At 71.8% G+C, this 25,454-nt stretch carries 26 protein-coding genes; 15 read left to right on the plus strand and 11 right to left on the minus strand.

The genetic code is table 11. From position 1 onward, the window contains the following. Positions 1–343 precede the first annotated feature (343 nt). On the plus strand, positions 344–1,141 hold the full coding sequence (locus tag IF89_RS0102235; protein WP_030760231.1) for a S16 family serine protease: 798 nt from the start codon (positions 344–346) through the stop codon (positions 1,139–1,141). Here IF89_RS0102235 and IF89_RS0102240 read toward each other — a convergent pair. The 3 genes from IF89_RS0102240 to IF89_RS0102250 all read right to left on the minus strand — a co-directional run bounded on the left by IF89_RS0102240 (position 1,071) and on the right by IF89_RS0102250 (position 3,647). Beyond that, positions 1,071–2,366 (minus strand): MFS transporter, encoded by a 1,296-nt coding sequence (locus IF89_RS0102240; protein WP_030760233.1) that lies wholly within the window; start codon positions 2,364–2,366, stop codon positions 1,071–1,073. The two genes, IF89_RS0102235 and IF89_RS0102240, sit on opposite strands and share 71 nt — an antisense overlap. After that, positions 2,363–3,091, minus strand: coding sequence for an ArsR/SmtB family transcription factor (locus tag IF89_RS0102245; protein WP_078628047.1), 729 nt, complete (start codon positions 3,089–3,091; stop codon positions 2,363–2,365). The genes IF89_RS0102240 and IF89_RS0102245 overlap by 4 nt, the downstream gene beginning before the upstream one ends. Before the next feature lie 76 nt (positions 3,092–3,167). Then, complete coding sequence (locus IF89_RS0102250; protein WP_030760239.1) at positions 3,168–3,647, minus strand: Lrp/AsnC family transcriptional regulator; 480 nt, start codon at positions 3,645–3,647, stop codon at positions 3,168–3,170. Between the two features lie 139 nt (positions 3,648–3,786). Between IF89_RS0102250 and hppD the strand changes: the two genes are divergently transcribed. After that, the gene (hppD, locus tag IF89_RS0102255) at positions 3,787–4,941 is read left to right on the plus strand and encodes a 4-hydroxyphenylpyruvate dioxygenase (protein WP_030760241.1); all 1,155 of its coding nucleotides are present in this window, start codon (positions 3,787–3,789) and stop codon (positions 4,939–4,941) included. Positions 4,942–5,189: 248 nt separating this feature from the next. On the opposite strand, the gene IF89_RS0102260 is transcribed toward hppD, so the two are convergent. After that, the gene (locus IF89_RS0102260) at positions 5,190–6,683 is read right to left on the minus strand and encodes a tetratricopeptide repeat protein (protein WP_234327640.1); all 1,494 of its coding nucleotides are present in this window, start codon (positions 6,681–6,683) and stop codon (positions 5,190–5,192) included. 96 nt (positions 6,684–6,779) lie between these two features. Here IF89_RS0102260 and IF89_RS0102265 point away from each other — a divergent pair, with 96 nt between their 5' ends. Then, the gene (locus IF89_RS0102265; protein WP_030760249.1) at positions 6,780–8,162 is read left to right on the plus strand and encodes an FAD-binding oxidoreductase; all 1,383 of its coding nucleotides are present in this window, start codon (positions 6,780–6,782) and stop codon (positions 8,160–8,162) included. Positions 8,163–8,278: 116 nt separating this feature from the next. Here IF89_RS0102265 and IF89_RS0102270 read toward each other — a convergent pair whose 3' ends face one another. Next, positions 8,279–8,758 carry an SsgA family sporulation/cell division regulator gene (locus IF89_RS0102270; protein WP_030760253.1) on the minus strand — a complete coding sequence of 160 codons (480 nt, stop codon included), beginning with the start codon at positions 8,756–8,758 and terminating at the stop codon, positions 8,279–8,281. Between the two features lie 258 nt (positions 8,759–9,016). On the opposite strand from IF89_RS0102270, the gene IF89_RS0102275 reads away from it, so the two are divergent. Both IF89_RS0102275 and IF89_RS0102280 read left to right on the plus strand, forming a co-directional pair. Next, positions 9,017–10,477, plus strand: a complete 1,461-nt coding sequence (locus tag IF89_RS0102275) for an RDD family protein (protein WP_030760256.1) — start codon at positions 9,017–9,019, stop codon at positions 10,475–10,477. Positions 10,478–10,741: 264 nt separating this feature from the next. Then, a complete protein-coding gene (locus IF89_RS0102280; protein ID WP_030760259.1) occupies positions 10,742–11,473 on the plus strand; it encodes an RDD family protein in 732 nt (243 codons plus the stop codon). A gap of 85 nt (positions 11,474–11,558) precedes the next feature. Here IF89_RS0102280 and IF89_RS0102285 read toward each other — a convergent pair whose 3' ends face one another. Continuing rightward, a complete protein-coding gene (locus IF89_RS0102285) occupies positions 11,559–11,855 on the minus strand; it encodes a hypothetical protein (protein ID WP_030760262.1) in 297 nt (98 codons plus the stop codon). 447 nt (positions 11,856–12,302) lie between these two features. Between IF89_RS0102285 and IF89_RS0102290 the strand changes: the two genes are divergently transcribed. Continuing rightward, a complete protein-coding gene (locus IF89_RS0102290; protein ID WP_030760265.1) occupies positions 12,303–14,681 on the plus strand; it encodes an immune inhibitor A domain-containing protein in 2,379 nt (792 codons plus the stop codon). 116 nt (positions 14,682–14,797) lie between these two features. Then, positions 14,798–15,103 carry a hypothetical protein gene (locus IF89_RS0102295; protein WP_078628048.1) on the plus strand — a complete coding sequence of 102 codons (306 nt, stop codon included), beginning with the start codon at positions 14,798–14,800 and terminating at the stop codon, positions 15,101–15,103. A gap of 43 nt (positions 15,104–15,146) precedes the next feature. Here IF89_RS0102295 and IF89_RS0102300 read toward each other — a convergent pair whose 3' ends face one another. Both IF89_RS0102300 and IF89_RS0102305 read right to left on the minus strand, forming a co-directional pair. Then, positions 15,147–15,746: a nicotinamidase gene (locus IF89_RS0102300; protein WP_030760270.1), complete on the minus strand. Its 600-nt coding sequence runs from the start codon at positions 15,744–15,746 to the stop codon at positions 15,147–15,149. A 196-nt stretch (positions 15,747–15,942) separates the two neighbouring features. Continuing rightward, positions 15,943–17,271 (minus strand): nicotinate phosphoribosyltransferase, encoded by a 1,329-nt coding sequence (locus IF89_RS0102305; RefSeq protein ID WP_030760274.1) that lies wholly within the window; start codon positions 17,269–17,271, stop codon positions 15,943–15,945. A gap of 80 nt (positions 17,272–17,351) precedes the next feature. Between IF89_RS0102305 and clpS the strand changes: the two genes are divergently transcribed. From clpS to IF89_RS0102340, 7 genes are all read left to right on the plus strand, one after another. Further along, complete coding sequence (gene clpS, locus IF89_RS0102310) at positions 17,352–17,666, plus strand: ATP-dependent Clp protease adapter ClpS (RefSeq protein ID WP_030760277.1); 315 nt, start codon at positions 17,352–17,354, stop codon at positions 17,664–17,666. Continuing rightward, the gene (locus IF89_RS0102315; protein ID WP_030760280.1) at positions 17,666–18,277 is read left to right on the plus strand and encodes a DUF2017 domain-containing protein; all 612 of its coding nucleotides are present in this window, start codon (positions 17,666–17,668) and stop codon (positions 18,275–18,277) included. Before clpS ends, IF89_RS0102315 begins: the two co-directional genes overlap by 1 nt. Positions 18,278–18,595: 318 nt before the next feature. After that, on the plus strand, positions 18,596–20,035 hold the full coding sequence (locus IF89_RS0102320; RefSeq protein WP_030760283.1) for an amino acid permease: 1,440 nt from the start codon (positions 18,596–18,598) through the stop codon (positions 20,033–20,035). Positions 20,036–20,157: 122 nt separating this feature from the next. After that, on the plus strand, positions 20,158–20,580 hold the full coding sequence (locus tag IF89_RS0102325) for a Mov34/MPN/PAD-1 family protein (protein ID WP_030760286.1): 423 nt from the start codon (positions 20,158–20,160) through the stop codon (positions 20,578–20,580). Between the two features lie 77 nt (positions 20,581–20,657). Further along, positions 20,658–20,765 (plus strand): putative leader peptide, encoded by a 108-nt coding sequence (locus tag IF89_RS49280; RefSeq protein ID WP_310941867.1) that lies wholly within the window; start codon positions 20,658–20,660, stop codon positions 20,763–20,765. Between the two features lie 96 nt (positions 20,766–20,861). Beyond that, positions 20,862–21,140, plus strand: a complete 279-nt coding sequence (locus tag IF89_RS0102335; RefSeq protein WP_030662661.1) for a MoaD/ThiS family protein — start codon at positions 20,862–20,864, stop codon at positions 21,138–21,140. Continuing rightward, positions 21,140–22,090 carry a PLP-dependent cysteine synthase family protein gene (locus IF89_RS0102340; RefSeq protein ID WP_030760289.1) on the plus strand — a complete coding sequence of 317 codons (951 nt, stop codon included), beginning with the start codon at positions 21,140–21,142 and terminating at the stop codon, positions 22,088–22,090. Before IF89_RS0102335 ends, IF89_RS0102340 begins: the two co-directional genes overlap by 1 nt. Positions 22,091–22,213: 123 nt before the next feature. Here the strand turns inward: IF89_RS0102340 and IF89_RS0102345 are convergent, their stop codons facing one another. Both IF89_RS0102345 and IF89_RS0102350 read right to left on the minus strand, forming a co-directional pair. Then, complete coding sequence (locus IF89_RS0102345) at positions 22,214–22,567, minus strand: DUF488 domain-containing protein (RefSeq protein ID WP_030760292.1); 354 nt, start codon at positions 22,565–22,567, stop codon at positions 22,214–22,216. Next, entirely contained in the window at positions 22,567–22,986 is a 420-nt protein-coding gene (locus IF89_RS0102350; protein ID WP_030760295.1) for a hypothetical protein, read from the minus strand. The genes IF89_RS0102345 and IF89_RS0102350 overlap by 1 nt, the downstream gene beginning before the upstream one ends. 195 nt (positions 22,987–23,181) lie before the next feature. Between IF89_RS0102350 and IF89_RS0102355 the strand changes: the two genes are divergently transcribed. After that, positions 23,182–23,934 (plus strand): MBL fold metallo-hydrolase, encoded by a 753-nt coding sequence (locus tag IF89_RS0102355; RefSeq protein WP_030760298.1) that lies wholly within the window; start codon positions 23,182–23,184, stop codon positions 23,932–23,934. A gap of 71 nt (positions 23,935–24,005) precedes the next feature. Here the strand turns inward: IF89_RS0102355 and IF89_RS0102360 are convergent, their stop codons facing one another. Further along, the gene (locus tag IF89_RS0102360; RefSeq protein WP_199820460.1) at positions 24,006–25,232 is read right to left on the minus strand and encodes a PTS transporter subunit EIIC; all 1,227 of its coding nucleotides are present in this window, start codon (positions 25,230–25,232) and stop codon (positions 24,006–24,008) included. Positions 25,233–25,454 lie beyond the last annotated feature (222 nt).

Below are 25,454 nucleotides of genomic sequence, written 5' to 3' on the forward strand. Positions count from 1 at the left end.
ACGCATCCGAAGCGAGAAAGGCATTCGCTGGGGCGGCAGACCGCTACCGGCCGCGGCCTGACCACCCAACCCGGCAAACCTTCCCGGTCACGGCACTAGACACCTCCACCACACCGGAGGTCTCCGCCATGATCAAGACCCAGCCCTGTTAACAACGCTCGTGATCAATACAGCTAGGCCGCGGGCCGGCGGACTCCCCGGGCCCGTGCCCGTCTGCGGCGCCGTTGCCGGGGGCGCTGCCCCGGGCCCCCGGGTCTCGAACGCCGGCGGGTGGCTGGATGGTGCTGCGGGGGAGGCGTGGTCGGCGGGGTCCGGGCGGGGCGGGGGCGGATAGATTGAGCGGGTGCTCTCTCGTCTCACACGTCTGCCGCGTCCCGCCGCCCTGGCCGTCTGCGCCGCGCCCGTGATCGGGCTGTTCGCCGTCGCCGCCCTCGCGCCGCTGCCCTTCGTGGTCGCCGTGCCCGGGCTCACGGCCGACGTTCTCGGGTCCGACCAGGGGAAGCCGGTCATCACCATCTCCGGGGCCCCGGTCCGGGACACCACCGGCCAGCTGCGGATGACGACCATCCGAGCCACTGGACCGTCCTCGACGATGACCCTGCCCGAGCTCGTCGGCCACTGGTTCAAGACCGACCAGGCGGTCCTGCCCCGGGAGGTCGTCTACTCCACCGGCGGAAGCGACAAGGAGATCGAGCAGCACAATCTGGAGGAAATGGCCAGGTCGCAGTCCGCTGCCGCCGATGCCGCCCTCGGCTTCCTGCGCAAGGACCCCAAGGACGTGAAGGTCGAGCTCAACCTCGCCGACGTCGGCGGTCCCAGCGCCGGCCTCCTCTTCTCGCTCGGCATCGTCGACAAGCTCGACGGCGACGGCAGCGGCGGCGACCTCACCGGCGGCCGCACCATCGCCGGTACGGGCACCATCACCGCCGACGGCAAGGTCGGAGCCGTCGGCGGTGTGGCCCTGAAGACCCAGGCCGCGCGGCGCGACGGGGCCGGCGTGTTCCTCGTACCGCGGGACGAGTGCGCGGACGCGCAGTCTCAGCTGCCCGAAGGGCTGCGGCTGGTGCCCGTCACTTCGCTGACCGATGCGGTGAACGCCCTGCGGGCGCTGAACCGGGGAGAGCCCGCCCCGTCCTGCTGACGTCCCGCCCGGGCTCCATGGCGCGCCAGGCCGGGAAGACCAGCGGGGCGAGCGTGGTGACCAGGTACGTGCCGCCGAAGAGCAGCAGTGCCGTACCCACCCCGAAGCCGTCGACGAGCAGGCCCGCCGCCAGTCCTCCCATCGGCATGGTCAGCTCGCAGCCCGCCGTGGTCACCCCCGCGACCCGGCTGCGCAGCTCCTCCGGGACCTGCTCGTACATCACCGTGGACAGGATCGGATTCAGCATGCCCACGCCCAGCCCGGCCAACGCCATCGTCACCGCGAGCGGCAGCGTCGTGTCGGTGACGGCGGCTACGACGTACCGGGTGGCGCCGGACACCAGGAAGGCCGCCGCGAACACCGTCCGGCGTGGGAACCGCTCGCCCCACGCCCCGTACAGCAGGGCGCCCAGCAGGGCGAAGCCTCCGAAGAGGGAGATCATCAGGCCGATCGTGGTGGCGCCGCCGAGGACGTCGCGGCCGTGCACGGGCAGCAGGACCGAGGACCAGCCCTGGTCCAGGCCGTTGGTCATCATGACCATCACGGTGATGCCCAGCAGCAGCCGTGACCGGGTGAGGAACGCCCAGCCCTCGGCGAGTTCCGCGCGGTAGGCGGCGAACGAGGCCTTGCCCGCGCTCCGTTGCGGCTCGGCGGCCGGTACCCCGCGCAGGAAGGCGGACACGAGCAGCGCCGACACTCCGAAGGTGGCCGCGTCCAGCAGCAGCACCGTCTCGGCACCGAACACCGCGATCAGTACGCCGGCCACGGCCGCCCCGATCATGCGGGCTCCGCGCGAGACGGCGTCGTAGAGGCCGGCGGCCCGGGCGACGGTGGTGCCGGCGTGCTCGGCGAGGTTCGGCAGGAGTACGCCGCGGGCGGTCAGGCCCGGGGTGTGCACGAGGCCGCCGACGGCCATCAGCGCGCACAGCATCCAGAACTCCAGCACACCCAGGTGGTGCAGCAGCGGGATCGCGCCGACCGACAGGCCGCAGACCAGGTCGGAGGCGACGGATACGCGGCGGCGGCCGATCCGGTCGATGACCGGCCCGCCGACCAGGGCGGCCACGATGACGGGCAGCGTGGCACAGAAGGCGACGACGCCGGCCCGGCCGGCGCTCCCCGTGGTCTGCAGCACGAACCACGGGACGCCGATCAGGGTGAGCGAACTGCCGGCGGTGGACACGGCGTTGGCGGCCAGGACGCCGGTCAGCGGACGGCGGCTCATGCGCCGCGGCCCCGCCCGCCGCGGCCGTGGCCGGCGTCGTGGGAGGCGCTGTGGTCGTGGTCGTGGCCGGTGCCGCGGTGGCCGGCGCCGCCCGCTGCCTCGGCGGAGCGGCGCGGGAGGGCATGCGTGTGGAGGCGGACCGTCTCGGTGCCCTCCTCGGCCGGCAGGTCGCGGTAGCTGTTGATCACGTCGTGCAGCCGGTGGACCAGTTCGTCGGTCTGTGCGGCGGTCAGCCGCAGCGTGAAGTCGCTGAAGTCGGATCCGGTCCGCCACTGCGCGGGCCAGGTGTGCGAGGTGGCCAGCCAGGTGTCGACCTCCTGCGCGTGGGTCGCGGCGATCTGGCGCAGGAAGACGTCGGCGGCGGCGCGCGTGGCCTCGTCGCCTTCGTCCACCAGCGTCTCGTCGAAACGGGTGCCGTCGTGGGCGGCCCGCCACCAGCGCTCGCGGCCCTTGCCGTGCTCGGGCGCGTCCTCGACGAAGCCGTGGGCGGCGAGCTGGCGCAGGTGGTAGCTGGTGGCCCCGCTGGATTCGCCGAGGCGCTCGGCCAGCCGGGAGGCGGTCGCGGGGCCGTCCTGGCGCAGGGCGGCCAGGAGGCGCATGCGCAGGGGGTGGGCCAGGCCGCGCAGGGCGCGGGCGTCGAGGGCCCGGACGTCGGGCCGTGCGGACGGCGGGGAGTCCAACGGCTCGGTAGGGGTGGGGGATTGGGCCTTCCTGTTCCGGGTCATGGCGCCACCGTAGAGTTGCAAAGAAATCTATGCAAGGGTTTCTTTGCAACTACTTCCGGAGCGTCTTCTTCCGGCCTCACGTCCGTGTGTCGTCCTCCGCGGCCTGCTGCACCAGCGGGATGATCCGGAACGGCACCGGGTTCTCCATCACGATCGCCGTGGAGGCCCTGACGATGCCGTCGAAGCCGACGACGCGGTCGATCACCCGCTGCAGGTCGGCGTTGGAGCGGGCCACCAGCCGGCACAGCATGTCCCCGTGGCCGGTGGTGGTGTGCAGCTCCAGCACCTCGGGGACCCCGTCCAGGTGGGCCCGTACGTCCGCCCCCTGCCCCTGCTTGATCTCCAGCGTGGCGAACGCCGTCACCGGATACCCGAGGGCCGTCGGATCGACCTGGGGACCGAAGCCGCGGATGACCCCGCTGGACTGGAGTCGGTCCAGGCGCGCCTGCACCGTCCCGCGCGCCACCCCCAGCCGCCGCGAGGCCTCCAGCACCCCGATCCGCGGCTCGCGGGCCAGCAGGACGATGAGCCGGCCGTCGAGTTCGTCGATCCCCATGGGGCCTCCGGTGCCCACGCGTACGCGCGGGTGGTCATAGTGCACAGATGTCTCAGCCAGGGTCGGGCTTCACTGGGCAGTTTGTACAGTCAATCAGGAAACTATTGCGCAGCTTGTGGATCGGCGGGACTCTGCGCTCATGACTGAGTCTCTGGCGAACCTCGAAACCACCCCGCACACCGCGCGTGAGGCAGACCCCTTCCCGGTGAAGGGCATGGACGCGGTCGTCTTCGCCGTCGGCAACGCCAAGCAGGCCGCGCACTACTACTCGACTGCCTTCGGCATGAAGCTCGTGGCCTACTCCGGACCGGAGAACGGCAGCCGCGAGACGGCCAGCTACGTCCTGACCAACGGCTCCGCGCGCTTCGTGCTGACCTCGGTCATCAAGGCGACGACCGACCACGGCCGCTTCCTCGCCGAGCACGTCGCCGAGCACGGCGACGGCGTGATCGACCTCGCCATCGAGGTCCCCGACGTCCGCGCGGCGTACGCGTACGCCGTCGAGCAGGGCGCCCGCGGCCTGGACGAGCCGTACGAGGTCAAGGACGAGCACGGCACCGTCGTCCTGGCCGCCATCGCGACGTACGGCCAGACCCGCCACACCCTGGTGGAGCGCGGCGACTACACCGGCCCCTACCTGCCCGGCTACGTGGCCGTCGAGCCGATGGTTGCGCCCCCGGCCAAGCGCACCTTCCAGGCCATCGACCACTGCGTCGGCAACGTGGAACTCGGCCGCATGAACGAGTGGGTCGCCTTCTACAACAAGGTCATGGGCTTCACGAACATGAAGGAGTTCGTGGGCGACGACATCGCGACCGAGTACTCGGCGCTGATGTCCAAGGTGGTCGCGGACGGGACCAAGAAGGTCAAGTTCCCGATCAACGAGCCGGCGATCGCGAAGAAGAAGTCGCAGATCGACGAGTACCTGGAGTTCTACAACGGCCCCGGTGTCCAGCACATCGCGCTGGCCTCGAACGACATCGTCGCCACGGTCCGCTCGATGCGCGCGGCGGGCGTGCAGTTCCTGTCCGTCCCGGACACCTACTACGACACGCTGGGCGAGTGGGTCGGCGACACCCGCGTGCCGATCGACGAGCTGCGCGAGCTGAAGATCCTCGCCGACCGCGACGAGGACGGCTACCTGCTGCAGATCTTCACCAAGCCGGTCCAGGACCGCCCGACGGTCTTCTTCGAGATCATCGAGCGCCACGGTTCCATGGGCTTCGGCAAGGGCAACTTCAAGGCGCTGTTCGAGGCCATCGAGCGCGAGCAGGAGAAGCGCGGCAACCTCTGACGCCGCCCGCGCGCCTTCAGGCCCCCGGCCCCGGCCGGGGGCCTCGGGCTGCCGTCGGCCCGGTGCGCGCGCGGAAGCGCCGCCGCGTGGTGCCCTCCGGAGGGGAGTGGGCCGACGCGGCGCCCGCCCGTGCACCGGGCCGCACGCGCAGCCCCACCCCCCCCGCGGTGGTGCCGTGCGGCCGCGCCGCCGCCCTTCCGGGCCTGCGGCCCGCGGGTGTCCGCCCGGGCCCGCCCGGGCCGGGTGCGTCAGCGGCGGCCGGACGGAGACGGCTTCGGCGTCGGCGTCGGCGTCGGTTTCGGGAGTTCCGGCTCCACCCAGGGGGTCACCGGCTGCAGGTGCTCCGGACCGCCCGGCGGCGGCTGGCCGATCGCCGCCAGCGCCGCCTTCGCCAGCGGCCCGCGCACCGGCGAGAAGTACGGATTCGTCCGCAGCGCCTCCTGCAGGTGCCGCCGCGCCCCCGCCTCGTCGCCCAGGGCCTGTTCGATCATGGCCCGGTGATAGGCGAAGTCGGCGCTGCGCAGTCCCGGTTCCGTCGCCTTCTTCGCATACTCCAGGGCCGCCGTGTGCTCTCCCGCCCGGTGCAGCGCCCAGCCCAGCGCGTCCGCCGCCTGCATGCTCTTGTTCCGCTCCCACTCCGCCGACAGCCTGCGCACCGCCGCCGCGGGATCCCCGTGGTCCGCCTCGTACAGGCCCACGACCACGTCGTCGTCCACGCCGTTCGCGCCGTCCCGGACCGCCATCGCCGCCACCGCGTCGTACTGCGCGCGCGCCTCCTGGTCGCGGCCCAGCGACTCCAGCAGCTCGCCCAGCTCCCGGGCCAGCTGCGGCACCGGGGTCCGCCCCAGCGCCATCCGGTAGTCCCGCACCGCCTCGCCGGAGCGCCCCAGCCCCGCCAGCGCCCGCGCCCGGCCGGCCAGCGCCTCCGCCAGCGCCGGATCGGTCCGCAGCGCCCCCTCGTACTGCCGCAGCGCCTCCGCCGCGTCCCCCCGCTCCCAGGACAGCTCCCCGAGCCGGTACAGCGCGTACGCCTTCTCCGCGGGCGCTTTCGCCGCGGCCGCCGCGGACTCCATCGACACCACCGCGTCCTCGCGCCAGCCTCGGTCGCGGTACACCTGCGAGGCCTTCATGTGCGCGACCAGCCCCGGCCGCAGCTCCAGCAGCTGCTCCATCGCCTTCTGCGCACCCTTGTAGTCGCCGAGGCCGGTGTACGCGTCCACCAGCACCGGGTACGCCGACCACCGCCGCGGCGAATGCGCCCGTACCAGCTCGCCCCATTTCCGGGCGGTACCGAAGTCCCGCCGGGCATTGGCCAGCGCGCCCATGCCCGTCATCGCGTCGAGGTTGCCCTTCTCCGCCGGGCGCACCTCCAGCGACCGCTTCAGTGCCTTCTCCGCCTTCGGGTACCAGGTCGAGTCCGCGGTGCGCCGCGCCTGTTCGAGGTAGGCGGAGCCCAGCACCGCCCACGAGGCGTCGTCGTCGGCGTGCGACGCCACCCACTTCTCCCGGTCCGCCACCAGCGCCACCACGTCCGCCGCCGAGGCGGGCGCGCCCATCCCCACCGCCGAAGCGGCGCGTTCGCTCGGCCCGGGCGGCCGCGCGTCGTCACCGGTCCGGGCCGGCCGGATCAACAGGGCCCCGGCGATCAGGACCACCGCCACCCCGGCGGCCACGAGCGTCTTGCGGCCGGTGAAGGTCACGGGCGGCGCCGGCGTCTGCGAATCGTCGTCGATACGGTCCATGGGGTCACTGTGCGTCAATATGAAGAGCATGCCGGGGTGTCCGCAGGCGGGCGCGGTCGTGTTCACACCGATGGCCCCGGCTGCCACGCTGGCCCCATGGACGATGACCTCTCCGCACGTCTGCGAGCGAGCCTCCTCGAAGGGCTCCCCGCCGACGCCCTCCTCACCGACCCCCAGGTGACCGCCTCCTACGCCACCGACATGGCAAGCTTCTGCGCCGCCGGCACCCCGGCGGCCGTCGTTCTCCCCCGGACCGTCGAACAGGTCCAGCACGTCATGCGCACGGCCACCGCCCTCCGGATCCCCGTCGTCCCGCAGGGCGCCCGCACCGGCCTGTCCGGCGGCGCCAACGCCACCGACGGCTGCATCGTGCTGTCCCTGGTGAAGATGGACCGGATCCTGGAGATCAGCGCCGTCGACCGGATCGCCGTCGTCGAGCCGGGCGTCGTCAACGCCGTCCTCTCACGGGCCGTCGCCGCACAGGGCCTCTCCTATCCGCCCGACCCCTCCAGCTGGGAGCAGTGCACCATCGGCGGCAACATCGGCACCGCGTCCGGCGGCCTGTGCTGCGTCAAGTACGGGGTCACCGCCGAATACGTCCTCGGCCTCGACGTCGTCCTCGCCGACGGGCGGCTGCTGCGCACGGGCCGGCGCACCGCCAAGGGCGTCGCCGGATACGACCTCACCCGGTTGTTCGTCGGCTCCGAGGGCAGCCTCGGGATCGTCGTCCAGGCCGTTCTCGCCCTCAGGCCCGCGCCACCGCGACACCTGGCCCTGGCCGCCGAGTTCCCCTCCGTCGCCGCCGCCTGTGAGGCCGTGTGCGCCGTCATGGAGGCCGGACTGACGCCCTCCCTGCTGGAGCTGATGGACCGTACGACCGTCCATGCCGTCAACGCCCTCGGCAGAATGGGGCTGCCCGAGGCCACCGAGGCCCTGCTGCTCGCCGCCTTCGACACCGCCCACGCGCCCGAGGACCTCGCCGCCGTGGGGGAGCTGTGCACCGCCGCCGGAGCCACCGCCGTCGTGCCCGCCGAGGACGAGGCGGAGTCGGAACTGCTGCTCCAGGCCCGCCGGATGGCCTTCCCCGCCCTGGAGGCGCTCCGGCCCGCCACGATGATCGACGACGTGTGCGTGCCGCGCTCCCGGCTCGGGGAGATGCTCGACGGGACCGCCGCCATCGCCCGCGCGCAGAGCCTCCTCATCGGCGTCTGCGCGCACGCCGGCGACGGCAACACCCATCCGATCGTCTGCTTCGACCCCGCCGACGAGGACGAGGCGCGGCGGGCCCGCGAGTCCTTCGGCGCGATCATGGAACTGGGCCTCTCCCTCGGCGGGACCATCACCGGCGAACACGGCGTCGGCGTGCTGAAGAAGGAATGGCTCGCCCGGGAACTCGGCCCGGTCGGCGTGGAGATGCAGCGCGCCGTCAAGCAGGCCTTCGATCCACTCGGACTCCTCAACCCCGGCAAGGTCCTCTGACCGTACGAGGCGCAGGCCGCCCGGGTTCCGCAGGGCGCGCGGTATCCGGCGCCCGCCCGGCGTCCGCGCACCGCGCGGCTTCCGGGGACCGCCCGGCTTCCGGGGGCCGTGCGCCATCACAGGTCACCGTCCGCCGACTCGTCCGACGGCCACGGGTCGCGCAGCCACAGGTCGTCGGCCGGGGTCGGGGTGAGCAGCTCGGCCAGCGCCGCGTCCAGGCCGAGCCGCTCGGCCTCGCTGCCGGGCGGGACCGCGCACAGGGTCCGCTCCAGCCAGGCCGACACCGTCGGCGCCGGGGCCTCCAGGAGGGCGTCGCCGTCGGGGGAGCTGAGTGCCATGCAGAGCAGGGCCTCGTTGTCGACCTTCGTGGGCCAGATCCGGACGTCGCCGTGGCCGCACGGGCGGAACACGCCCTCGACGAGCAGCTCGCGGGCGAAGGTCCAGTGCACCGGGGTGTCCGAACCGGTGTGGAAGGTGATGTGGACGGCGTACGGGTCTTCCGCGAGGTAGAGCAGGCGCGCGGGGACCGGGATGCTGCGCTCGGGTGACAGGACCAGCTTCAGTTCCAGCGCGCGCTCGACGGCGGGGTGGTGCATGACGGCCTCACTTCGGTTCGGTGCGTGGGGCCGGATGGCGCCCCGCACCCGCAGAGAGCTCCCATGTGCCCGGGTATGACGCCACTTTCGGCAGCGAACGCGGAATTGGCCGAATCTCGTCGGCTGACCGAAATCCGTCGTGTGGAGTGACGTTCGCTCAATGGCTTGGATTCTCCCGTTACCGGACCTGTCGGCCCACGGTTCTTGGCTATGGTCCTCCCCTTGCACAAGCCTCAAGCCACGATCGGAGTTGGGGACATGACGGCCTCCCCTGGTGACGGCGAGCACGCGGCCCGCGAGGGCTACTACCCGGATCCGTCCATCCCGGGGTACATCCGGTACTGGAACGGCGCGGCCTGGGTCCCGGGCACGAGCCGCCCTGCCCCGGCGGCTCCCGCGCCCGTCCCCGCCCCCGTCCCTGCCCCCGTCCCGGCATCCGCGGCGGCTCCCGCCCCCGCCGTCCGCCCGCCTGCCTCCCCGGCCCCCTCTCCCGTCCCGGACCCCGTCGCCGCGCCCGCCGTCCGCGCCGACGAGACGGGGCCCGTGTTCCTGGACGAGACCTCCGCCACCGAGGCCCTGCCCGAGCCCGCGCCGGACCGGAAGCCGGCGGTGTGGCAGGCCGACCCCGTGCACCAGGCCGGCTTCGGCGGGCCCCGCGACCGCCGGGTGTCCTGGGGCAGCCCGCAGGAACCCGAAACCGAACCGGAACCCGACCCCGCCCCGGCTCCGGCACCCGCCGCCCCCGCCCCTGACGCCGGGCAGCCCTCCGCCCGGCCCGCGGGGGTCTCCCTGGCCCGTACGCCGTCCGCCGCGGCGGCGCCCGCGCGGCTCCACGCACCCTCCACCCCGGGCATCCTGTCGGCGCGCTCCCCGGCCGCGCAGGCCCCCGCGGCGCCGGCCGCGCCGGCATGGCCCGACGCCCCCGGAGCGGGGGGCACCGGCCCCACCGGGGTGACCGCGTCCTGGCCCGAGGCGACCCCCGCTCCCGCCCCGGCCGCCGCGTCCGCCCGGACCCCGGTCGCCGAGCCCCGGCGGCGGGAACCGGAGCCTGCACCGGCCGCCCGGCCCGAGGTGTGGGAACCCCGGACCGCCGGAGTGCGCCCGACGGCCCCCCAGCCCGCCGCGGACGCCGCCCCCGCGGCACCGGAGCCCGGGGGCCGGGCGCCGCGCGGATCCGAGGGGGGCCGCCCGGCCGCCGGTACGGGCCGTACCGGCACGCCCCGGGAGGTCTTCGAGCGGATGGCCGAGCGGGCCGTGCGCCCCGCCGGGGTCGCCCGCCGTGCCCTCGCCCGCGCCGTGGACTGCCTCGTGTACGGCTCTGTGGCCGCCGCCGCCACCCGGCCGCTGCTGCCCGCGGCCACCGCGCACGTCCAGGCCAAGGTGGACACCGCCCGGGCGAGCGGGCGCACCACCACCGTCTGGCTGCTCGACCCCACCATCGCCGGCAGCCTCGCCACCGTCTTCGGCGCCGTGGTCCTCTTCGGCCTCTTCTACGAGGTGCTGCCGACCGCCCGCTGGGGCCGCACCCCGGGCAAGAAGCTGCTGGGAGTCCGGGTGCTGGCCACTGCCACCCTGCGCCCCCCGTCCTTCCGCGCGGCCCTGGGCCGCTGGCTCGTCCACGCCTTCCTGGGCCTGCCCGGCAGCCTGTGGTGCCTGGTCGACCGCCCGCGCCGACAGGCCTGGCACGACAAGGCGGCCGGCACGTACGTGGCCCGCTAGGGGGTGTTGCGAAAGTCCCGCACGGCGCCCACGGCGCCCGGCACGCACTCTCGCCGCACCGGCCGAAGCCCCGAGTACGCCCCGTACGAGGGCCTTCGCCCGGCACGCCGAGAGCACGCACCGAACACCGCGGGCACCGCACAGGACTTTCGCAACACCCCCTAGGGCGCGTCTTTCGGATCATGACGGGCTCGCGGGCGGGTGCGTGCCACGAATGGACGCCGTCCCGTTGCGGGGGCGGCGGGCCCGGGTTCGACTCGGGCCATGAGTACCGACCAGCCGCCGCCGGGCCAGCCGCCCGAGGAAGACCCGTTCCGCAAGAGGCCCGGTGAACCGACGCCTCCGTCGGGCGGTTCGCCGTACGGACCGCCGCCCCCCGGGAGCGGCGGTCCGCCGCCCCCGGGCGGTCCTGGCCCCGGCGGCGGGGGATACCCGCCCCCTCCGCCCCCGTACGGCGGCGGAGGCGACCCGTACGGCGGCGGAGGCGGCTACGGCATGCCCGACCCGCTGGCCGGGATGCCCCCGCTCGCCGACTTCGGCAAGCGGCTCGCCGCACGCGCCATCGACGTGGTGATCGTCGCCGTCCCGCTGTTCCTCATCCAGCTGGCCTTCGGCACGAACCGCTACGTGGTCGAGACCGATCGGGGCGAGGACGTCAGCGAGGTCTTCACCAAGTCGTACAGCGGCAGCGGCCTGTGGATGACCCTCATCTCGATCGTCTTCTACCTCGGCTACGACTGGTTCTTCACCAAGAAGGACGGCCGGACGGTGGGCAAGAAGGCGATGGGCCTGCGCGTCGCCATGCTCAACGACGGCACCGCGCCCGACTCCGGTGCCTCGCTGACCCGGGCCGCCGTGCTCTGGCTGCCGACGCTGATCTGCTGCTTCTGCCTGTGGCCGATCGCGCTGATCGTCTCGATCCTGGTCGACAAGCCGTACAAGCAGGGCCTGCACGACAAGGCCGCCAAGACGGTCGTGGTCCGGGCGACGCCCTAGCCGACGCACCCGCGCACCCGCGACGCGGACGGCCACCCCCGGGGCGGCCGTCCGCGTCGCTGCGTGCCCGCACGGCGGGCGGAGCTCAGTGGTGGACGGGGTGTTCGGCCGAGGCCGTCCGCGCCCCTGCCCTCCGGGCACCCGGCGCCGCCTCCGCCTCGGACGCGGTCGGCGCGCCGGCGCCCGTGCGCGCCGCGTGGCGGCCGCGGTGCCGGGGGACGGGCACGGTGAGGGCGACGAGCAGACCCAGGGCGAGCGCGGCGGCGGAGATGACCGCGACGCCGAGCCCGGTACTCGTCTGCGAGAGCAGCAGCATGGCGATCGTCGACACGATGACCGTGGCGGACCCGTACGCGAGCTGTGCGGCAGTCGGACGCGGCATGGCGATATCCGTCCTCGGTGAGGGGGAGGGGGAGTCGGCTCAACCAACGTCGCGCGTCAAGTGACTCACTGACGGGGATGCCCGGGGCGGGCCACCGGTAAGCGTGACCCAACACACGGTGCCGGAGCACAGGGGGCGCACGGGGTCACTTTCGCGCCCCGACAGGGGGAGAAAGGGGACGGTACGGACGCGTGCGGGGGTCGGGAAGCGCCCTTCGCCCCGTATGGCAGCGGAACGTCCGGATAGCGGAACTCCCAAACCGCATAGTGCAGTTGTAAGGTTCAAGTCAAGGTCTGTCTTTTCTCGCGTCTCTCCGGTCAAATGTCGTCACTTGAGACGCGCGCCGCGCGGAACCCCCCGCTCCTATGGAGAAGTTCCGAACTCAGACGTTGCGGCCGCGGGAGGGGAACACATCAAGTGACCAGCAATTCCGCCAGAAGGCGTGCGATGCGCGCTGCCGCCGTCGCCGTGACCATGGCTGCGTGCGCAACCAGCGCGACCTTCTTCACGGTCACCGCGGCACAGGCCGAGGGCAAGGCCTCGGCCGCCCCGGTGGCCGACCGGCAGGACCCGACCACTCCGGCCAAGGTCGTCGAGCACGACCTGAAGGGCCCGTTCAGCGAGCAGCAGGCCCAGCAGCGCAAGGCCGCCCTGGACCAGGTCCTCCAGGGCAAGAAGGACGTCGAGCAGCGCGGCGCCTCCAAGGTCGTCAAGCTGGACGACAAGAAGTACGTCGAGCTCGGCCGCGAGAAGACCGACAAGATCTTCACGATCCTCGTCGAGTTCGGCGACCAGGTCGACAGCACGACCATGCACGACCCGGACGGCCCCGGCCCCAAGCCGGCCGTGCCGAAGTACGGCGGCACCCCCGGTCCGCTGCACAACACGATCGCCCAGCCCGACCGTGCCAAGGACAACAGCACGGCCTGGCGCAAGGACTTCAGCCGTCAGTACTTCCAGGACCTGTACTTCGCCACCGGCGAGGGCAAGCACTCCCTGAAGACGTACTACGAGAAGACCTCCTCGGGCCGCTACTCGGTCGAGGGCGAGGTCGCCGACTGGGTCAAGGTCCCGTACAACGAGGCCCGTTACGGCTCGAACTACTGCGGCCAGTCCAACTGCTCCAACGTCTGGGACACCGTCAAGGACGGCGTCACGGCGTGGGTCGAGGCGCAGAAGAAGGCCGGGAAGACCGACGCCGAGATCAAGGCGAAGCTGGCCCAGTACGACGTCTGGGACCGCTACGACTTCGACGGCGACGGCAACTTCAACGAGTCCGACGGCTACATCGACCACTTCCAGATCGTCCACGCGGGCGAGGACGAGTCGGCCGGCGGCGGCGTGCAGGGCCCCGACGCCCTGTGGGCGCACCGCTGGTACGCCTACGGCACCTCGGCGGGCAAGACCGGCCCGGACAACAACAAGGCCGGCGGCACCCAGATCGGCAACTCCGGCATCTGGGTCGGCGACTACACGATGCAGCCCGAGAACGGCGGCCTCGGCGTCTTCGCCCACGAGTACGGCCACGACCTCGGCCTGCCCGACCTCTACGACACCTCCGGTGGCGGCGAGAACGGCGTCGGCTTCTGGTCCCTGATGTCGGCCGGCTCCTGGCTCGGCACCGGCAAGGACTCCATAGGCGACATGCCGGGCGACATGACCGCCTGGGACAAGCTCCAGCTGGGCTGGCTGAACTACGACACGGCCAAGGCCGCGACGAAGTCCACCCACAAGCTCGGCGTGTCGGCGTTCAACACCAAGGACAAGCAGGCCCTGGTCGTCGAGCTGCCGAAGAAGAAGGTGCAGACGGACGTCGTCGCTCCCGCCGAGGGTTCCACCCAGTGGTGGAGCAACATGGGTGACGACCTCAAGAACACCCTCACCCGCTCCGTCGACCTGACGGGCAAGACCTCCGCCGCCCTGTCCCTCAAGGGCTGGTGGGACATCGAGGCCGACTACGACTACCTCTACACCGAGGTGTCCACGGACGGCGGCGCCAACTGGACCGCCCTCGCCGGCACCGCCGACGGCACGGCCATCCCGGTCGACGCCGCCGGCAGCCCGTCGCTCACCGGTGTCTCGGGTGCCTGGAAGAACCTGAACTTCTCGCTCGACGCCTACGCGGGCAAGAAGGTCGACCTCCGCTTCCGCTACCAGACGGACGGCGGCGCGGGCGGCAAGGGCTTCACGGCCGACGCCCTCACCATCACCGCGGACGGCTCCGCGCTGTTCACCGACGGCGCCGAGAACGGCGACAACGGCTGGACCGGCAAGGGCTTCTCCCGGATCGGCGCCAACTTCACCAAGGAGTACGCGCAGTACTACCTGGCCGAGAACCGCCGCTACGTGTCGTACGACTCCACCCTCAAGGTGGGCCCGTACAACTTCGGCTTCGGCAACACGCGTCCGGACTGGGTCGAGCACTACCCGTACCAGGACGGTCTGCTCATCTGGCAGTGGGACACCAGCCAGAAGGACAACAACACCAGCCAGCACCCGGGCCAGGGCCTGATCCTGCCGGTCGACGCCAACGCCAAGCCCATGAAGTGGGCCGACGGCACCCTGCTGCGGAACAAGATCCAGCCGTACGACGCGACCTTCAGCGCGTACTCCACGGACGCGTTCACGCTGCACAAGAACGGCGAGGAGCTGTTCCTCAAGCCGAAGCCCGCGAACCTCGTCTTCGACGACCGCAAGGGCAAGTACTACTACGACGAGAACCCGACCGGATCGGTGAAGGTCACTGACACCAACACCAAGATCAAGATCCTGAAGGAGTCCTACGACGGTGAGGTCATGACCGTCGAGGTCGGCCCCTCGAAGTAGTTTCTCGGTAAAACCGCAGGTCAAAGCATGATCGGCCGTCGCCCTCTAGCGGGCGGCGGCCGATCGCGTTTAGATGCCCCGGTACGAGGTTCTTATTGACGGGGGAGATGACATTCATGCCCGGTGGAGGTTTCGTCAGATTGCCAGGCGGCAGCGTGGTCGTCGCGCTCACGCTGCCGAGGCCGTCCGGTGACGGCGGAAACGTCCGGGTGCTGGTGCACGCCGCGAACCGGGCCCGCGCCCTGACCAGGCTGCGGAACCTCGGGATGCGGGCCGTGTACCTGCGGGGCAACGCAGAGCCGCCCACGCCCGACGAGGTGACCGCCGTCCTGCACCACCCGGACGGCCTGCTGTGGCGCGGCGCCCCGGACGCTGCCCAGGAGCTGTGGCACCCCATCCGCGCCCTGCTGGGCACCTCCTAGCCCGCTTCCGGGCCGGGTCCCCGGCCCGCAGCTCCGGCCCGGGCTACGGCCGGGGCCGGACCGTGCCCACGAGGGTCACACCGGCCGTGCGGAGCTCCTCCAGGGCCCGCTCGGTGGTGTGCGGGGCCACCGCCGCCGTCAGGTCCAGCAGGACGCGTGTGGTGAAGCCGGCGCGGGCGGCGTCCAGCGCGGTGGCCTTCACGCAGTGGTCGGTGGCGATACCGACCACGTCGACCTCGGCCACGTGCCGCTCGCGCAGCCAGGCGGCGAGACCCTCGCCGTTCTCGTCGGCGCCTTCGAAACCGCTGTACGCGGCCTCGTAGGCGCCCTTGTCGAAGACGGCGGCGACCGAGCCGGAGGCCACGGCGGGCGCGAAGTTCGGGTGGAAGCCGACGCCCTCGGTGCCGGCCACGCAGTGGACCGGCCAGGAGGTCTCGTAATCCGGCTCGGCCGGCGGGTGCGCGAAGTGCGACCCCGGGTCGACGTGGTGGTCGCGGGTGGCGACGACGTGCCGGTAGCCGGCGGTGGCCTGGCCGATCAGCTCGGTGATGGCGGCGGCGACGTCGGCCCCGCCGGTGACCGCGAGGCTGCCGCCCTCGCAGAAGTCGTTCTGTACGTCGACGACGATCAGTGCGCGGTGCATGTCGCGTGCCCTTCGGCTTGATGGTTGCTGCGGCGGCCCTGTGGTGGGCTCTTCCCCACCCCGCCCCTTCCCACTGTGGTGCACGGCGGCTGCGCCGCGTGGGGGCTCTGCCCCCGGACCCCCGCGCCTCAAACGCCGGCGGGCCGGGATTGCCCGACCGCGCCGCACGGGCTCGCTGCCGAGCGTGCCCGCAGGGCTATACGTACTCCGTGGGGATCACGGCCTCGCCCCGCGACAGCTGGGTCGCCGACAGCGGCAGACCCGCGCGCGCCGCGCGATGCCGGTCCCGGGCCGCCTCCAGCGGCTCGCGGGCGACGACCTCGCCCGCCTTGACCAGGGGGGTCAGCAGCTGGTGGTCGGCCAGGGCCGCGGGAACGGGCCCCACGCCGACGACCTCCGCCTCGGCCACCCCGTCGGCGTCCCGGCGGCGGGCCGCCCACTTGCGGCCGCCGATCGAGGTCTTCCCGCCCGAGGACTTCTTCGCGACCGGCGCCAGCGCCGCCTTCGGGTCGGCCGAGGTGGCCCGCGCCACCAGCTTGTAGACCATGGAGCACGTCGGGTGCCCGCTGCCCGTCACCAGCTGCGTGCCCACCCCGTACGCGTCCACCGGGGCCGCCGCCAGCGAGGCGATGGCGTACTCGTCCAGGTCCGAGGTGACCACGATCTTCGTCGAGGTCGCCCCCAGCTCGTCCAGCTGCTGGCGCACCCGGTGCGCCACCAGCAGCAGGTCCCCCGAGTCGATCCGCACCGCGCCCAGGTCGGTGCCCGCCACCTCCACGGCGGTGCGCACCGCCTCCGCCACGTCGTAGGTGTCCACCAGCAGGGTCGTACCGCGCCCCAGTGAGGAGACCTGCGCGGTGAAGGCGTCCCGCTCGCTGTCGTGGACCAGGGTGAAGGCGTGGGCGCTCGTGCCGACGGTGGGGATGCCGTAGCGGAAGCCGGCCGCCAGGTCCGAGGTGGAGGCGAAGCCGCCCACGTACGCGGCCCGCGCCGAGGCGACGGCCGCCAGCTCGTGCGTGCGCCGCGCGCCCATCTCGATCAGCGGGCGGTCACCGGCCGCCGAGGACATCCGGGAGGCGGCCGCCGCGATCGCCGAGTCGTGGTTGAGGATCGACAGGATCACCGTCTCCAGCAGCACGCACTCGGCGAAGCTGCCCTCCACCCGCAGGATCGGCGAGCCGGGGAAGTACACCTCGCCCTCCGGGTAGCCCCAGATGTCGCCGGAGAAGCGGTACGAGGCCAGCCGGTCCAGCGTCCGCATGTCGACGACGGCCCGCTCGCGCAGGAACTCCAGCACCGCGCTGTCGAAGCGGAAGTTCTCCACCGCGTCCAGTACCCGCCCGGTCCCCGCGACGACCCCGTAGCGGCGCCCCTCGGGGAGCCGGCGGGTGAACACCTCGAAGACCGAGCGGCGGTCGGCGGTGCCGTTGGCCAGGGCGGCCTGCAACATCGTGAGCTCGTAATGGTCCGTGAAGAGCGCTGTCGACGGCACGTCCACCGGCAGGCCCAGGTCCGCAGGGTTCATGGCGGCGATGCTAGCGCACATCTCGTCAAAGTGACGAGATGTGGGTCCCGTTTGTGCAACGGGCCCGCCGCGGTGGCAGCATGGGACGAGTGAGTGTTGCTCCCCTTGAGATCGAACGCACCGAGTCGGCCGAAGAGACCTTCGTGGTCCCGGAACCTGACGTCCCCTGGGTGACCCTGGTGCACAACGACCCGGTCAACCTCATGAGCTATGTGGCCTACGTGTTTCAGGCGTACTTCGGCTACTCGAAGGACGTCGCGCACAAGCTGATGCTCGATGTCCACCACAAGGGGCGGGCGGTCGTCTCGAGCGGCACCCGCGAGGAAATGGAGCGCGACGTGCAGGCCATGCACGGCTACGGCCTGTGGGCGACCCTCTCCCAGGACCGCACCTGATGGGGCGGTCCACCGGGATGTTCGAGTCCCTGAAGGGCGGCGGCGCCGCCATCGCGCTGGACGAGATCGAGATCTCCATCCTGCGCTCCCTGGCGGTCCAGATGCTGGAGCTGATCGGCCCCGGCGAGCCCGAGCCCGCCGAGGACGCCGATCCGCTCGCCGCGCTGTTCGCCGAGGGGCCCAGCGAGCCCCCGTCCGACCCCGCACTGGCCCGGCTCTTCCCCGACGCCTACGGATCTCCTGACGGCACGGGCGACGAGGGCGTGGACCCCGCGGAGCTGCAGGCCCGCTCGGCGGAATTCCGCCGCTACACGGAGAACGACCTGCGCACCCGCAAGCGCGAGGACGCCCTCGCCGTCGTGCGCAGCCTGGACGCGCTCACTCCGGCCGGCGACGGGGCCGCGGTGCTGGAGCTGACCGGCGAGCTGCCGCTGCGCTGGCTCGGCGGGCTCAACGACCTGCGCCTGACCCTCGCCGCCCGGCTCGACATCACCGAGGACGACGAGGGCGCGGCGCTCTTCCGGCTGCCGGACGGCGACCCGCGCAAGCCGATGGTGATGGCGTACCTGTGGCTGGGCGGACTGCAGGAGTCCTTGATCGAAACCCTCTGAGGAACCTCAAGGACGGGCATCGTTCGCTCAGCGGACGCTCAAATCCGGATAACGATCAGATCACCGCCATGCGGTGATCTGTCATGATCGCCGCCCTTTGTCCGGAAATTATGATGCCGTGCGCCACATTTCTCCCCCTCGGGCACCCGTAAGCACGTGATAAATCTTCACGACCGCCGAAGGGACGCCACCCATGTCTCCCGGCCCGCTTGAACCGGCAGACCGCCGGGTGCAACTCCATCCGTATCCGGGGGGATCGAGGACCCGATCCGCAGCCAGCCAAGGCGCGGGTCGGCAGTGGAGAAAGGCGCACCAGACATGACCTCAGTGCAGGTCGAGCAGCACGGCAACACGCCCGGCGAGGGCACCCAGGGCGACAGCGGCGAGGGCTACCACCGCACACTCGGCGCCCGCCAGATCCAGATGATCGCCATCGGCGGAGCCATCGGCACCGGCCTCTTCCTGGGCGCCGGCAAGGCGATCTCCAAGGCCGGACCCAGCCTGATCCTGGCCTACGCCATCGCGGGCCTGGTCATCTTCTTCATCATGCGGGCCCTGGGCGAGCTGCTCATGTACCGGCCCGTCTCCGGCTCCTTCTCGGACTACGCCCGCGAGTTCCTGGGACCGTTCTGGGGCTACGTCACGGGCTGGACCTACTGGCTGTTCTGGGTGGTCACCGGCATCACCGAGGTCACCGCCGCCGCCCAGTACATGGCGTACTGGACGCACGACAGCTTCCCGCAATGGGCCTACGCGCTGATCTTCACGGTCATCCTCTACGGCGCCAACCTGATCTCCGTGAAGCTCTTCGGCGAGCTGGAGTTCTGGTTCTCCATGGTCAAGGTCACGGCCATCGTCGGCATGATCCTGATCTGCGCCGGCATCCTCACCATCGGCTTCTCCGACGCCGCCGACACCGCCACCGTCTCCAACCTCTGGAACGACGGCGGCTTCTTCCCCAAGGGCATCGGCGGCACGCTGATGACCCTGCAGATCGTGATGTTCGCCTTCCTCGCGGTCGAGCTGGTCGGCGTCACCGCCGGCGAGTCCAAGGACCCCGAGAAGACCCTGCCCAAGGCCATCAACACCGTGCCGTGGCGCATCGCCGTCTTCTACGTCGGCGCGCTCATCATGATCCTCTCCGTGGTCCCGTGGACGCACTTCCAGCCGGGCGTCTCGCCCTTCGTCGCCGCCTTCGAGCGCATGGGCCTGGGCGTCGGCGCCGCGATCGTCAACTTCGTCGTCCTGACCGCGGCCCTGTCCTCCTGCAACTCCGGCATGTACTCCACCGGCCGCATGCTGCGCGACCTCGCGCTCAACGGCCAGGGCCCGAAGGTCTTCACCCGGCTCACCAAGGCCGGCACCCCGCTCATCGGCACCACCTTCAGCGCCTCGCTGATGCTGGTCGGCGTCTGGATCAACTACGTCGCCCCCGGCAAGGCCTTCGACTACGTGGTCTCCTTCGCCACCATCTCCGGCATGTGGGCCTGGATCATGATCCTGGTCTGCCAGATCCGCTACCGGGCCAAGGCCGAGCGCGGCGAGCTGCCCGCGTCGAAGTTCAGGGCGCCCGGCGCCCCGTTCACCAGCTGGTTCGCCCTCGCCTTCATCGGCATGGTCATCGTGATGATGGGCGCCGACAAGGACGCGCGCGTCTCCCTGTACTGCGCCCCGCTGTGGGGCGCCGTCCTCGGTGCCTCCTACCTGGTCATGAAGAAGCGCGACCCGCGCGGCGCGGCCTTCACCAAGGCCTCCTAGCAGCCGGTTCCGGCCCACCACCGCGGCCGGGAACCCTGCTCCCGCGGACCTCGCGTCCAGCATGCGGGCCCTTCCGTACCACTCCTCGGTACGGGAGGGCCCGTCTGCTTATCCTGTCGCTCATGCTGACCCTCACCCAGGCCCTGTACGACCGGATCGTCGAGCACGCCCGCCAGGACCACCCCGACGAGGCGTGCGGTGTCGTGGCCGGCCCGGCGGGCACCGGCCGCCCCGAGCGGTTCATCCCCATGCTCAACGCGGCCCGCTCGCCCACCTTCTACGAGTTCGACTCCAAGGACCTCCTGAAGCTCTACCGCGAGATGGACGAGCGGGACGAGGAACCGGTCATCGTCTACCACTCGCACACCGCCACCGAGGCCTACCCCTCGCGCACCGACGTCACCTACGCGAACGAGCCCGGCGCCCACTACGTGCTCGTCTCCACCGCCGACAAGGACGGCCTCGGGGAGTTCCAGTTCCGGTCGTACCGCATCGTCGACGGCGTGATCACCGAGGAAGAAGTGCAGGTCGTGGCCGCCTACTGACCACCATGCGAGCGGGCCGCGTCCACCATGCGGGATCACACTCCAAAGCGGGGACCGGGAATCGTTAACATGACCGCATGGTTCCCCACGACGTGAGCATCGAGACGCCCGGCAGGCTGCTGCTCGTGGCGCGGCTGCACGTCGACCTGTGCCGACTCGCCAGCGCCATCTGTCCTGCTGCCTGAGCACCAGAGCCCCCTCGCGCGGGGGCCGACGAACCGCGCGCCCGCTTCTCCCCCCGCACGCACTTACGCCTACGTCCTGACGACTGGAGCCCAGCCATGGCCATCGAGGTCCGCATCCCGACCATCCTCCGCACCTACACCGACGGCGAGAAGGCCGTCAACGGTGAGGGCGCCACCCTCGCAGACCTGTTCGCGGACCTGGAGACCCGGCACAAGGGCATCGAGGAGCGCATTGTCGACGGCGGCCAGCTGCGCCGCTTCGTGAACGTCTACCTCAACGACGAGGACGTCCGCTTCCTCGACGGCATCTCCACCGCCCTCAAGGACGGCGACAACGTCACCATCCTCCCGGCCGTGGCCGGCGGATCGAAGTAATGCGCTACGACTCCCCGCTGGCCGCGGTCGGCAACACGCCGCTGGTCCGCCTGCCCCGACTGTCCCCGTCGGACGACGTCCGGATCTGGGCCAAGCTGGAGGACCGCAACCCGACCGGCTCGATCAAGGACCGCCCCGCGCTCCACATGGTCGAGCAGGCCGAGAAGGACGGCCGGCTGCAGCCGGGCTGCACCATCCTGGAACCCACCTCGGGCAACACCGGCATCTCGCTGGCGATGGCGGCCAAGCTCAAGGGCTACCGCATCGTGTGCGTGATGCCGGAGAACACCAGCCAGGAGCGGCGCGACCTGCTGGCCATGTGGGGAGCCGAGATCATCTCGTCGCCGGCCGCCGGCGGCTCCAACACCGCCGTCCGGGTGGCCAAGGAACTGGCCGCGGAGCACCCGGACTGGGTGATGCTCTACCAGTACGGCAACCCCGACAACGCGGGCGCGCACTACGCCACCACCGGCCCGGAGATCCTCGCGGACCTGCCGTCGATCACCCACTTCGTGGCCGGCCTCGGCACCACCGGCACCCTGATGGGCGTCGGCCGCTACCTGCGCGAGAACGTGCCCGGCGTGAAGATCGTCGCCGCCGAGCCGCGCTACGACGACCTCGTGTACGGGCTGCGCAACCTCGACGAGGGCTTCGTCCCCGAGCTGTACGACGCCTCGGTGCTCACCACCCGCTACTCGGTGGGATCGGCCGACGCGGTCACCCGGACGCGGGAGCTGCTCCAGCAGGAGGGCATCTTCGCGGGCGTCTCCACCGGAGCCGCCCTGCACGCGGCGATCGGCGTGGGCCGCAAGGCGGCCGCCGCGGGCGAGACGGCCGACATCGTCTTCGTCGTCGCCGACGGAGGCTGGAAGTACCTCTCGACCGGCGTCTACACCGCGGCAACGACGGACGAGGCCATCGAGGTCCTCCAGGGCCAGCTCTGGGCCTAGGGGTCACGGCTCACCCGGGGGCTCCGCCCCCGGGACCCCCGCGCCTCAATCGCCGGCGGGGCTGCAATGCAGCCCGCCCGGCGTTCGAGGACCGGGTCCGGGCGGAGCCCCGGCAGCGCCCGGTCAGTGCGACAAGCGCTCCGCGAGGATCGCCGCATGGCTGGACCCCGGTTCCTTGACCGCGGTCAGCAGCGTCACCGGCCCGCCCCCGACCAGCCCCCGCAGGCGGTCCAGCTCCGCCACCGCCTCCGGCTCCGCCAGCTCCGCCTCGTACCGCCGCCGGAACTCCCCGGCCGACCCCCCGTCGTGGAACCACCTGCGCAGCTCCGTCGAGGGGGTGAGCGCCTTCGGCCACTCGTCGACCGCAGCCGCCGCCTTCGCCAGGCCCCGCGGCCACAGCCGGTCCACGAGGATCCGCAGCCCGTCCGCCTCCGGCTCCGGCGGGTCGTACACGCGCCGCAAGCGGATCTCCGGCATCACCGACCGCCTCCCAGTCCCTTGACCTCGTCCCACACCGCCGGGTCCAGCACCCCCAGCCGCGTCCGGAAGTCCCAGAGCGACACCTCGTCCGGCCGGTCCGCCTCCAGGAAGCCCGCCCGGCCCTGCGCCCCCGGCGTCCCGGGCGGCAGGGGGATCACACCGGCCCGCCGGTCGTCGTACTTGGCGGTGATCCACGCGACCCGCGCCCGGTGCTCCCGTACCGGCCCCACCGCCAGGACCAGACAGGCCCGGCCGTCCACCACAGCCCACAGCTCACCCGCCTGCGGGCGCGGCGGCCGGCCGGTGCCGTGGGCGGGCGGCGCCCGGCGGGGGACGCCCAGCCGCCCCCCGGCGATCAGCATCAGCAGGGCCAGGGCCACGACCGCGGCCACTGCGGGCCACCAGGACGTGTCCATGTTTCGACCGTAGCCGCGCGGGAAGGCCCCGGCACGGCAACGCCCGTGCCAACCGTCGCTCCCCCGGGTGACAGCGCAGGTGATTCCCCCCACAACGGCCTGCCGCGGAGGAGCGACCGGACGTTTCGCGCCTTACGCTCGACCCACGCACGGCCCGCATTCCGTCCACGGACCGTCCACGGAGGTTCACGCTCCATGAAGCTCACCGTCGTCGGCTGCTCGGGGTCGTTCCCGTCCGCGGAATCGGCCTGTTCGAGCTACCTCGTCGAGGCCGACGGCTTCCGGCTGCTCCTCGACATGGGCAACGGCGCCCTCGGGGACCTGCAGCGCCACTGCGGTCTCTACGACCTCGACGCGATCTTCCTGAGCCATCTGCACGCCGATCACTGCATCGACATGTGCGCGTACTTCGTCGCCCGCTTCTACCGCCACGAGGGCGGCCGCTGCGGCACCATTCCCGTCTTCGGCCCCGAGGGCACCGAGAAGCGCCTGACCACCGCCTACGACGACGTTCCCGACGAGCGCTCGATGAGCGAGGTCTTCGACTTCCGCACCCTGAAGCCGGGGACCTTCGAGATCGGCCCCTTCCAGGTCCGCACCGAGCGGGTCGCCCACCCCGTCGAGTCGTACGCCATCCGCATCGAGCACGGCGGCCGCTCGCTCACGTACTCCGGCGACACCGGCGTCTGCCCCGAACTGGGCCAGCTCGCCCAGGGCGTCGACCTCTTCCTCTGCGAGGCGTCCTTCACCCACGGCAAGGAGGACATCCCCGACCTCCACCTCAACGGCCGCGAGGCCGGCGAGTACGCGCACGGCGGCGGCGTCGGCCGCCTCGTCCTCACGCACATCCCGCCGTGGACGGACCCCGCGCAGAACCTCGCCGACGCCCGCGCCGTCTACGACGGCCCCGTCGACCTGGCGTACGCGGGTGCGGTCTACGAGGTCTGAGCCCCCGCACATGCGCAAGCCCCCGCCCTCCCTTCCGGGAGAGCGGGGGCTTGCGCGCGGAGCGGGGCTGCCTACTTGGCCTCGGCCTTCTGCAGCTCGGCGAGCTCCTCGTCGGACTCGCGGCCCGGGGTCGGGAGGTTCCACTTGATGATCGCGAAGCGGAAGATCGCGTAGTACACCGCCGCGAAGCACAGGCCCACGAGGGCGAGCATCCACGGCTTCTCCGCGATGCCCAGGTTCAGCAGGAAGTCGACGAGACCGGCCGAGAAGCCGAAGCCGTCGCGCATGCCCAGGGCCCAGGTGAGCGCCATGGAGACACCGGTCAGCACCGCGTGGATCGCGTACAGCACCGGGGCGATGAACATGAAGGTGAACTCGATCGGCTCGGTCACACCGGTGACGAACGAGGTGAGCGCGAGGGAGAACATCATGCCGCCGACGACCTTGCGGCGCTCGGGGCGGGCGCAGTGCACGATCGCGAGGCAGGCCGCGGGGAGGGCGAACATCATGATCGGGAAGAAGCCGGTCATGAACTGTCCGGCAGTCGGGTCGCCGGCGAGGAAGCGGCCGATGTCACCGTGGACGGCACCGGTGGGGGTGTCGAACGAACCGGCCTGGAACCACGGGAAGGAGTTCAGCAGGTGGTGCATGCCGATCGGGATGAGCGCGCGGTTGGCGACACCGAAGATGCCCGCACCGACGGCGCCGGAGCCGGTCAGCCACTCACCGAGGTTGTGCAGACCCGTGCCCAGGACCGGCCAGATGAGACCGAAGACGATGCCCGTGACCAGGCCCGCCAGGGCCGACAGGATCGGGACGAGACGCCGTCCGCCGAAGAAGCCCGCCCAGTCCGGCAGCTTGGTCCGGTAGAACTTCTGGTACAGCAGCGCGGCGATGAGGCCCATCACCACACCGCCCAGCACGCCCGCGTTGACCGGCGCGTCCACCATGACGATCTTGCCGCCGACGACCTTGGCGACCTGGGGCAGGTTGCTGTCGGTGAAGGTGGCGAGGACCTTCTGGAAGACCAGGTAACCGGTGACGGCCGCCAGCGCGGTGGAGCCGTCCGACTTCTTGGCGAAGCCGATCGCGATCCCGACGGCGAACAGCAGCGCCATGTTGTCGAGGATCGCGCCACCACCGGCGGCCATGTAACCGGCGATCTTCAGCACGAACGTCGGGAAGACGTCCTTGTCGCCGAGCATGTCGTCCGCGCCCAGGCGGAGCAGGAGCGCGCCGGCGGGCAGCACGGCAACGGGGAGCATGAGGCTCCGGCCGATGCGCTGCATGACGGCCATCACGCCAGCGCCCTTCTTCTTCTCCGCCGCGGGGGCGGTAGCCGTGGACACAACTTCCTCCAGTGGGCAAGGCGACGCCGACGGGGAAAGACGGGGGACGGCGACGTCTCAGAAATGGGGGTACACGGGGGCTCTGACAGGCCCGCGTGGTCTACACCAATCGTGGTGTAGACCAGTTGTAGCACGGTGAGGGATAGATAAGGAACCTTCGTTTTCCTGTGG

The organism is Streptomyces sp. NRRL F-2664, assembly GCF_000719345.1.
Lineage (GTDB): Bacteria > Actinomycetota > Actinomycetes > Streptomycetales > Streptomycetaceae > Streptomyces.

Bases quoted from the DNA above. Each gene is read 5' to 3' on its own strand.
- IF89_RS0102240 (WP_030760233.1), bottom strand. From the start codon at position 2,366: ATGAGCCGCCGTCCGCTGACCGGCGTCCTGGCCGCCAACGCCGTGTCC.
- IF89_RS0102245 (WP_078628047.1), bottom strand. From the start codon at position 3,091: ATGACCCGGAACAGGAAGGCCCAATCCCCCACCCCTACCGAGCCGTTG.
- IF89_RS0102250 (WP_030760239.1), bottom strand. From the start codon at position 3,647: ATGGGGATCGACGAACTCGACGGCCGGCTCATCGTCCTGCTGGCCCGC.
- hppD (WP_030760241.1), top strand. From the start codon at position 3,787: ATGACTGAGTCTCTGGCGAACCTCGAAACCACCCCGCACACCGCGCGT.
- IF89_RS0102260 (WP_234327640.1), bottom strand. From the start codon at position 6,683: ATGGACCGTATCGACGACGATTCGCAGACGCCGGCGCCGCCCGTGACC.
- IF89_RS0102265 (WP_030760249.1), top strand. From the start codon at position 6,780: ATGGACGATGACCTCTCCGCACGTCTGCGAGCGAGCCTCCTCGAAGGG.
- IF89_RS0102270 (WP_030760253.1), bottom strand. From the start codon at position 8,758: ATGCACCACCCCGCCGTCGAGCGCGCGCTGGAACTGAAGCTGGTCCTG.
- IF89_RS0102275 (WP_030760256.1), top strand. From the start codon at position 9,017: ATGACGGCCTCCCCTGGTGACGGCGAGCACGCGGCCCGCGAGGGCTAC.
- IF89_RS0102280 (WP_030760259.1), top strand. From the start codon at position 10,742: ATGAGTACCGACCAGCCGCCGCCGGGCCAGCCGCCCGAGGAAGACCCG.
- IF89_RS0102285 (WP_030760262.1), bottom strand. From the start codon at position 11,855: ATGCCGCGTCCGACTGCCGCACAGCTCGCGTACGGGTCCGCCACGGTC.
- IF89_RS0102290 (WP_030760265.1), top strand. From the start codon at position 12,303: ATGCGCGCTGCCGCCGTCGCCGTGACCATGGCTGCGTGCGCAACCAGC.
- IF89_RS0102295 (WP_078628048.1), top strand. From the start codon at position 14,798: ATGCCCGGTGGAGGTTTCGTCAGATTGCCAGGCGGCAGCGTGGTCGTC.
- IF89_RS0102300 (WP_030760270.1), bottom strand. From the start codon at position 15,746: ATGCACCGCGCACTGATCGTCGTCGACGTACAGAACGACTTCTGCGAG.
- IF89_RS0102305 (WP_030760274.1), bottom strand. From the start codon at position 17,271: ATGAACCCTGCGGACCTGGGCCTGCCGGTGGACGTGCCGTCGACAGCG.
- clpS (WP_030760277.1), top strand. From the start codon at position 17,352: ATGGGACGAGTGAGTGTTGCTCCCCTTGAGATCGAACGCACCGAGTCG.
- IF89_RS0102315 (WP_030760280.1), top strand. From the start codon at position 17,666: ATGGGGCGGTCCACCGGGATGTTCGAGTCCCTGAAGGGCGGCGGCGCC.
- IF89_RS0102320 (WP_030760283.1), top strand. From the start codon at position 18,596: ATGACCTCAGTGCAGGTCGAGCAGCACGGCAACACGCCCGGCGAGGGC.
- IF89_RS0102325 (WP_030760286.1), top strand. From the start codon at position 20,158: ATGCTGACCCTCACCCAGGCCCTGTACGACCGGATCGTCGAGCACGCC.
- IF89_RS49280 (WP_310941867.1), top strand. From the start codon at position 20,658: ATGGTTCCCCACGACGTGAGCATCGAGACGCCCGGCAGGCTGCTGCTC.
- IF89_RS0102335 (WP_030662661.1), top strand. From the start codon at position 20,862: ATGGCCATCGAGGTCCGCATCCCGACCATCCTCCGCACCTACACCGAC.
- IF89_RS0102340 (WP_030760289.1), top strand. From the start codon at position 21,140: ATGCGCTACGACTCCCCGCTGGCCGCGGTCGGCAACACGCCGCTGGTC.
- IF89_RS0102345 (WP_030760292.1), bottom strand. From the start codon at position 22,567: ATGCCGGAGATCCGCTTGCGGCGCGTGTACGACCCGCCGGAGCCGGAG.
- IF89_RS0102350 (WP_030760295.1), bottom strand. From the start codon at position 22,986: ATGGACACGTCCTGGTGGCCCGCAGTGGCCGCGGTCGTGGCCCTGGCC.
- IF89_RS0102355 (WP_030760298.1), top strand. From the start codon at position 23,182: ATGAAGCTCACCGTCGTCGGCTGCTCGGGGTCGTTCCCGTCCGCGGAA.
- IF89_RS0102360 (WP_199820460.1), bottom strand. From the start codon at position 25,232: ATGGCCGTCATGCAGCGCATCGGCCGGAGCCTCATGCTCCCCGTTGCC.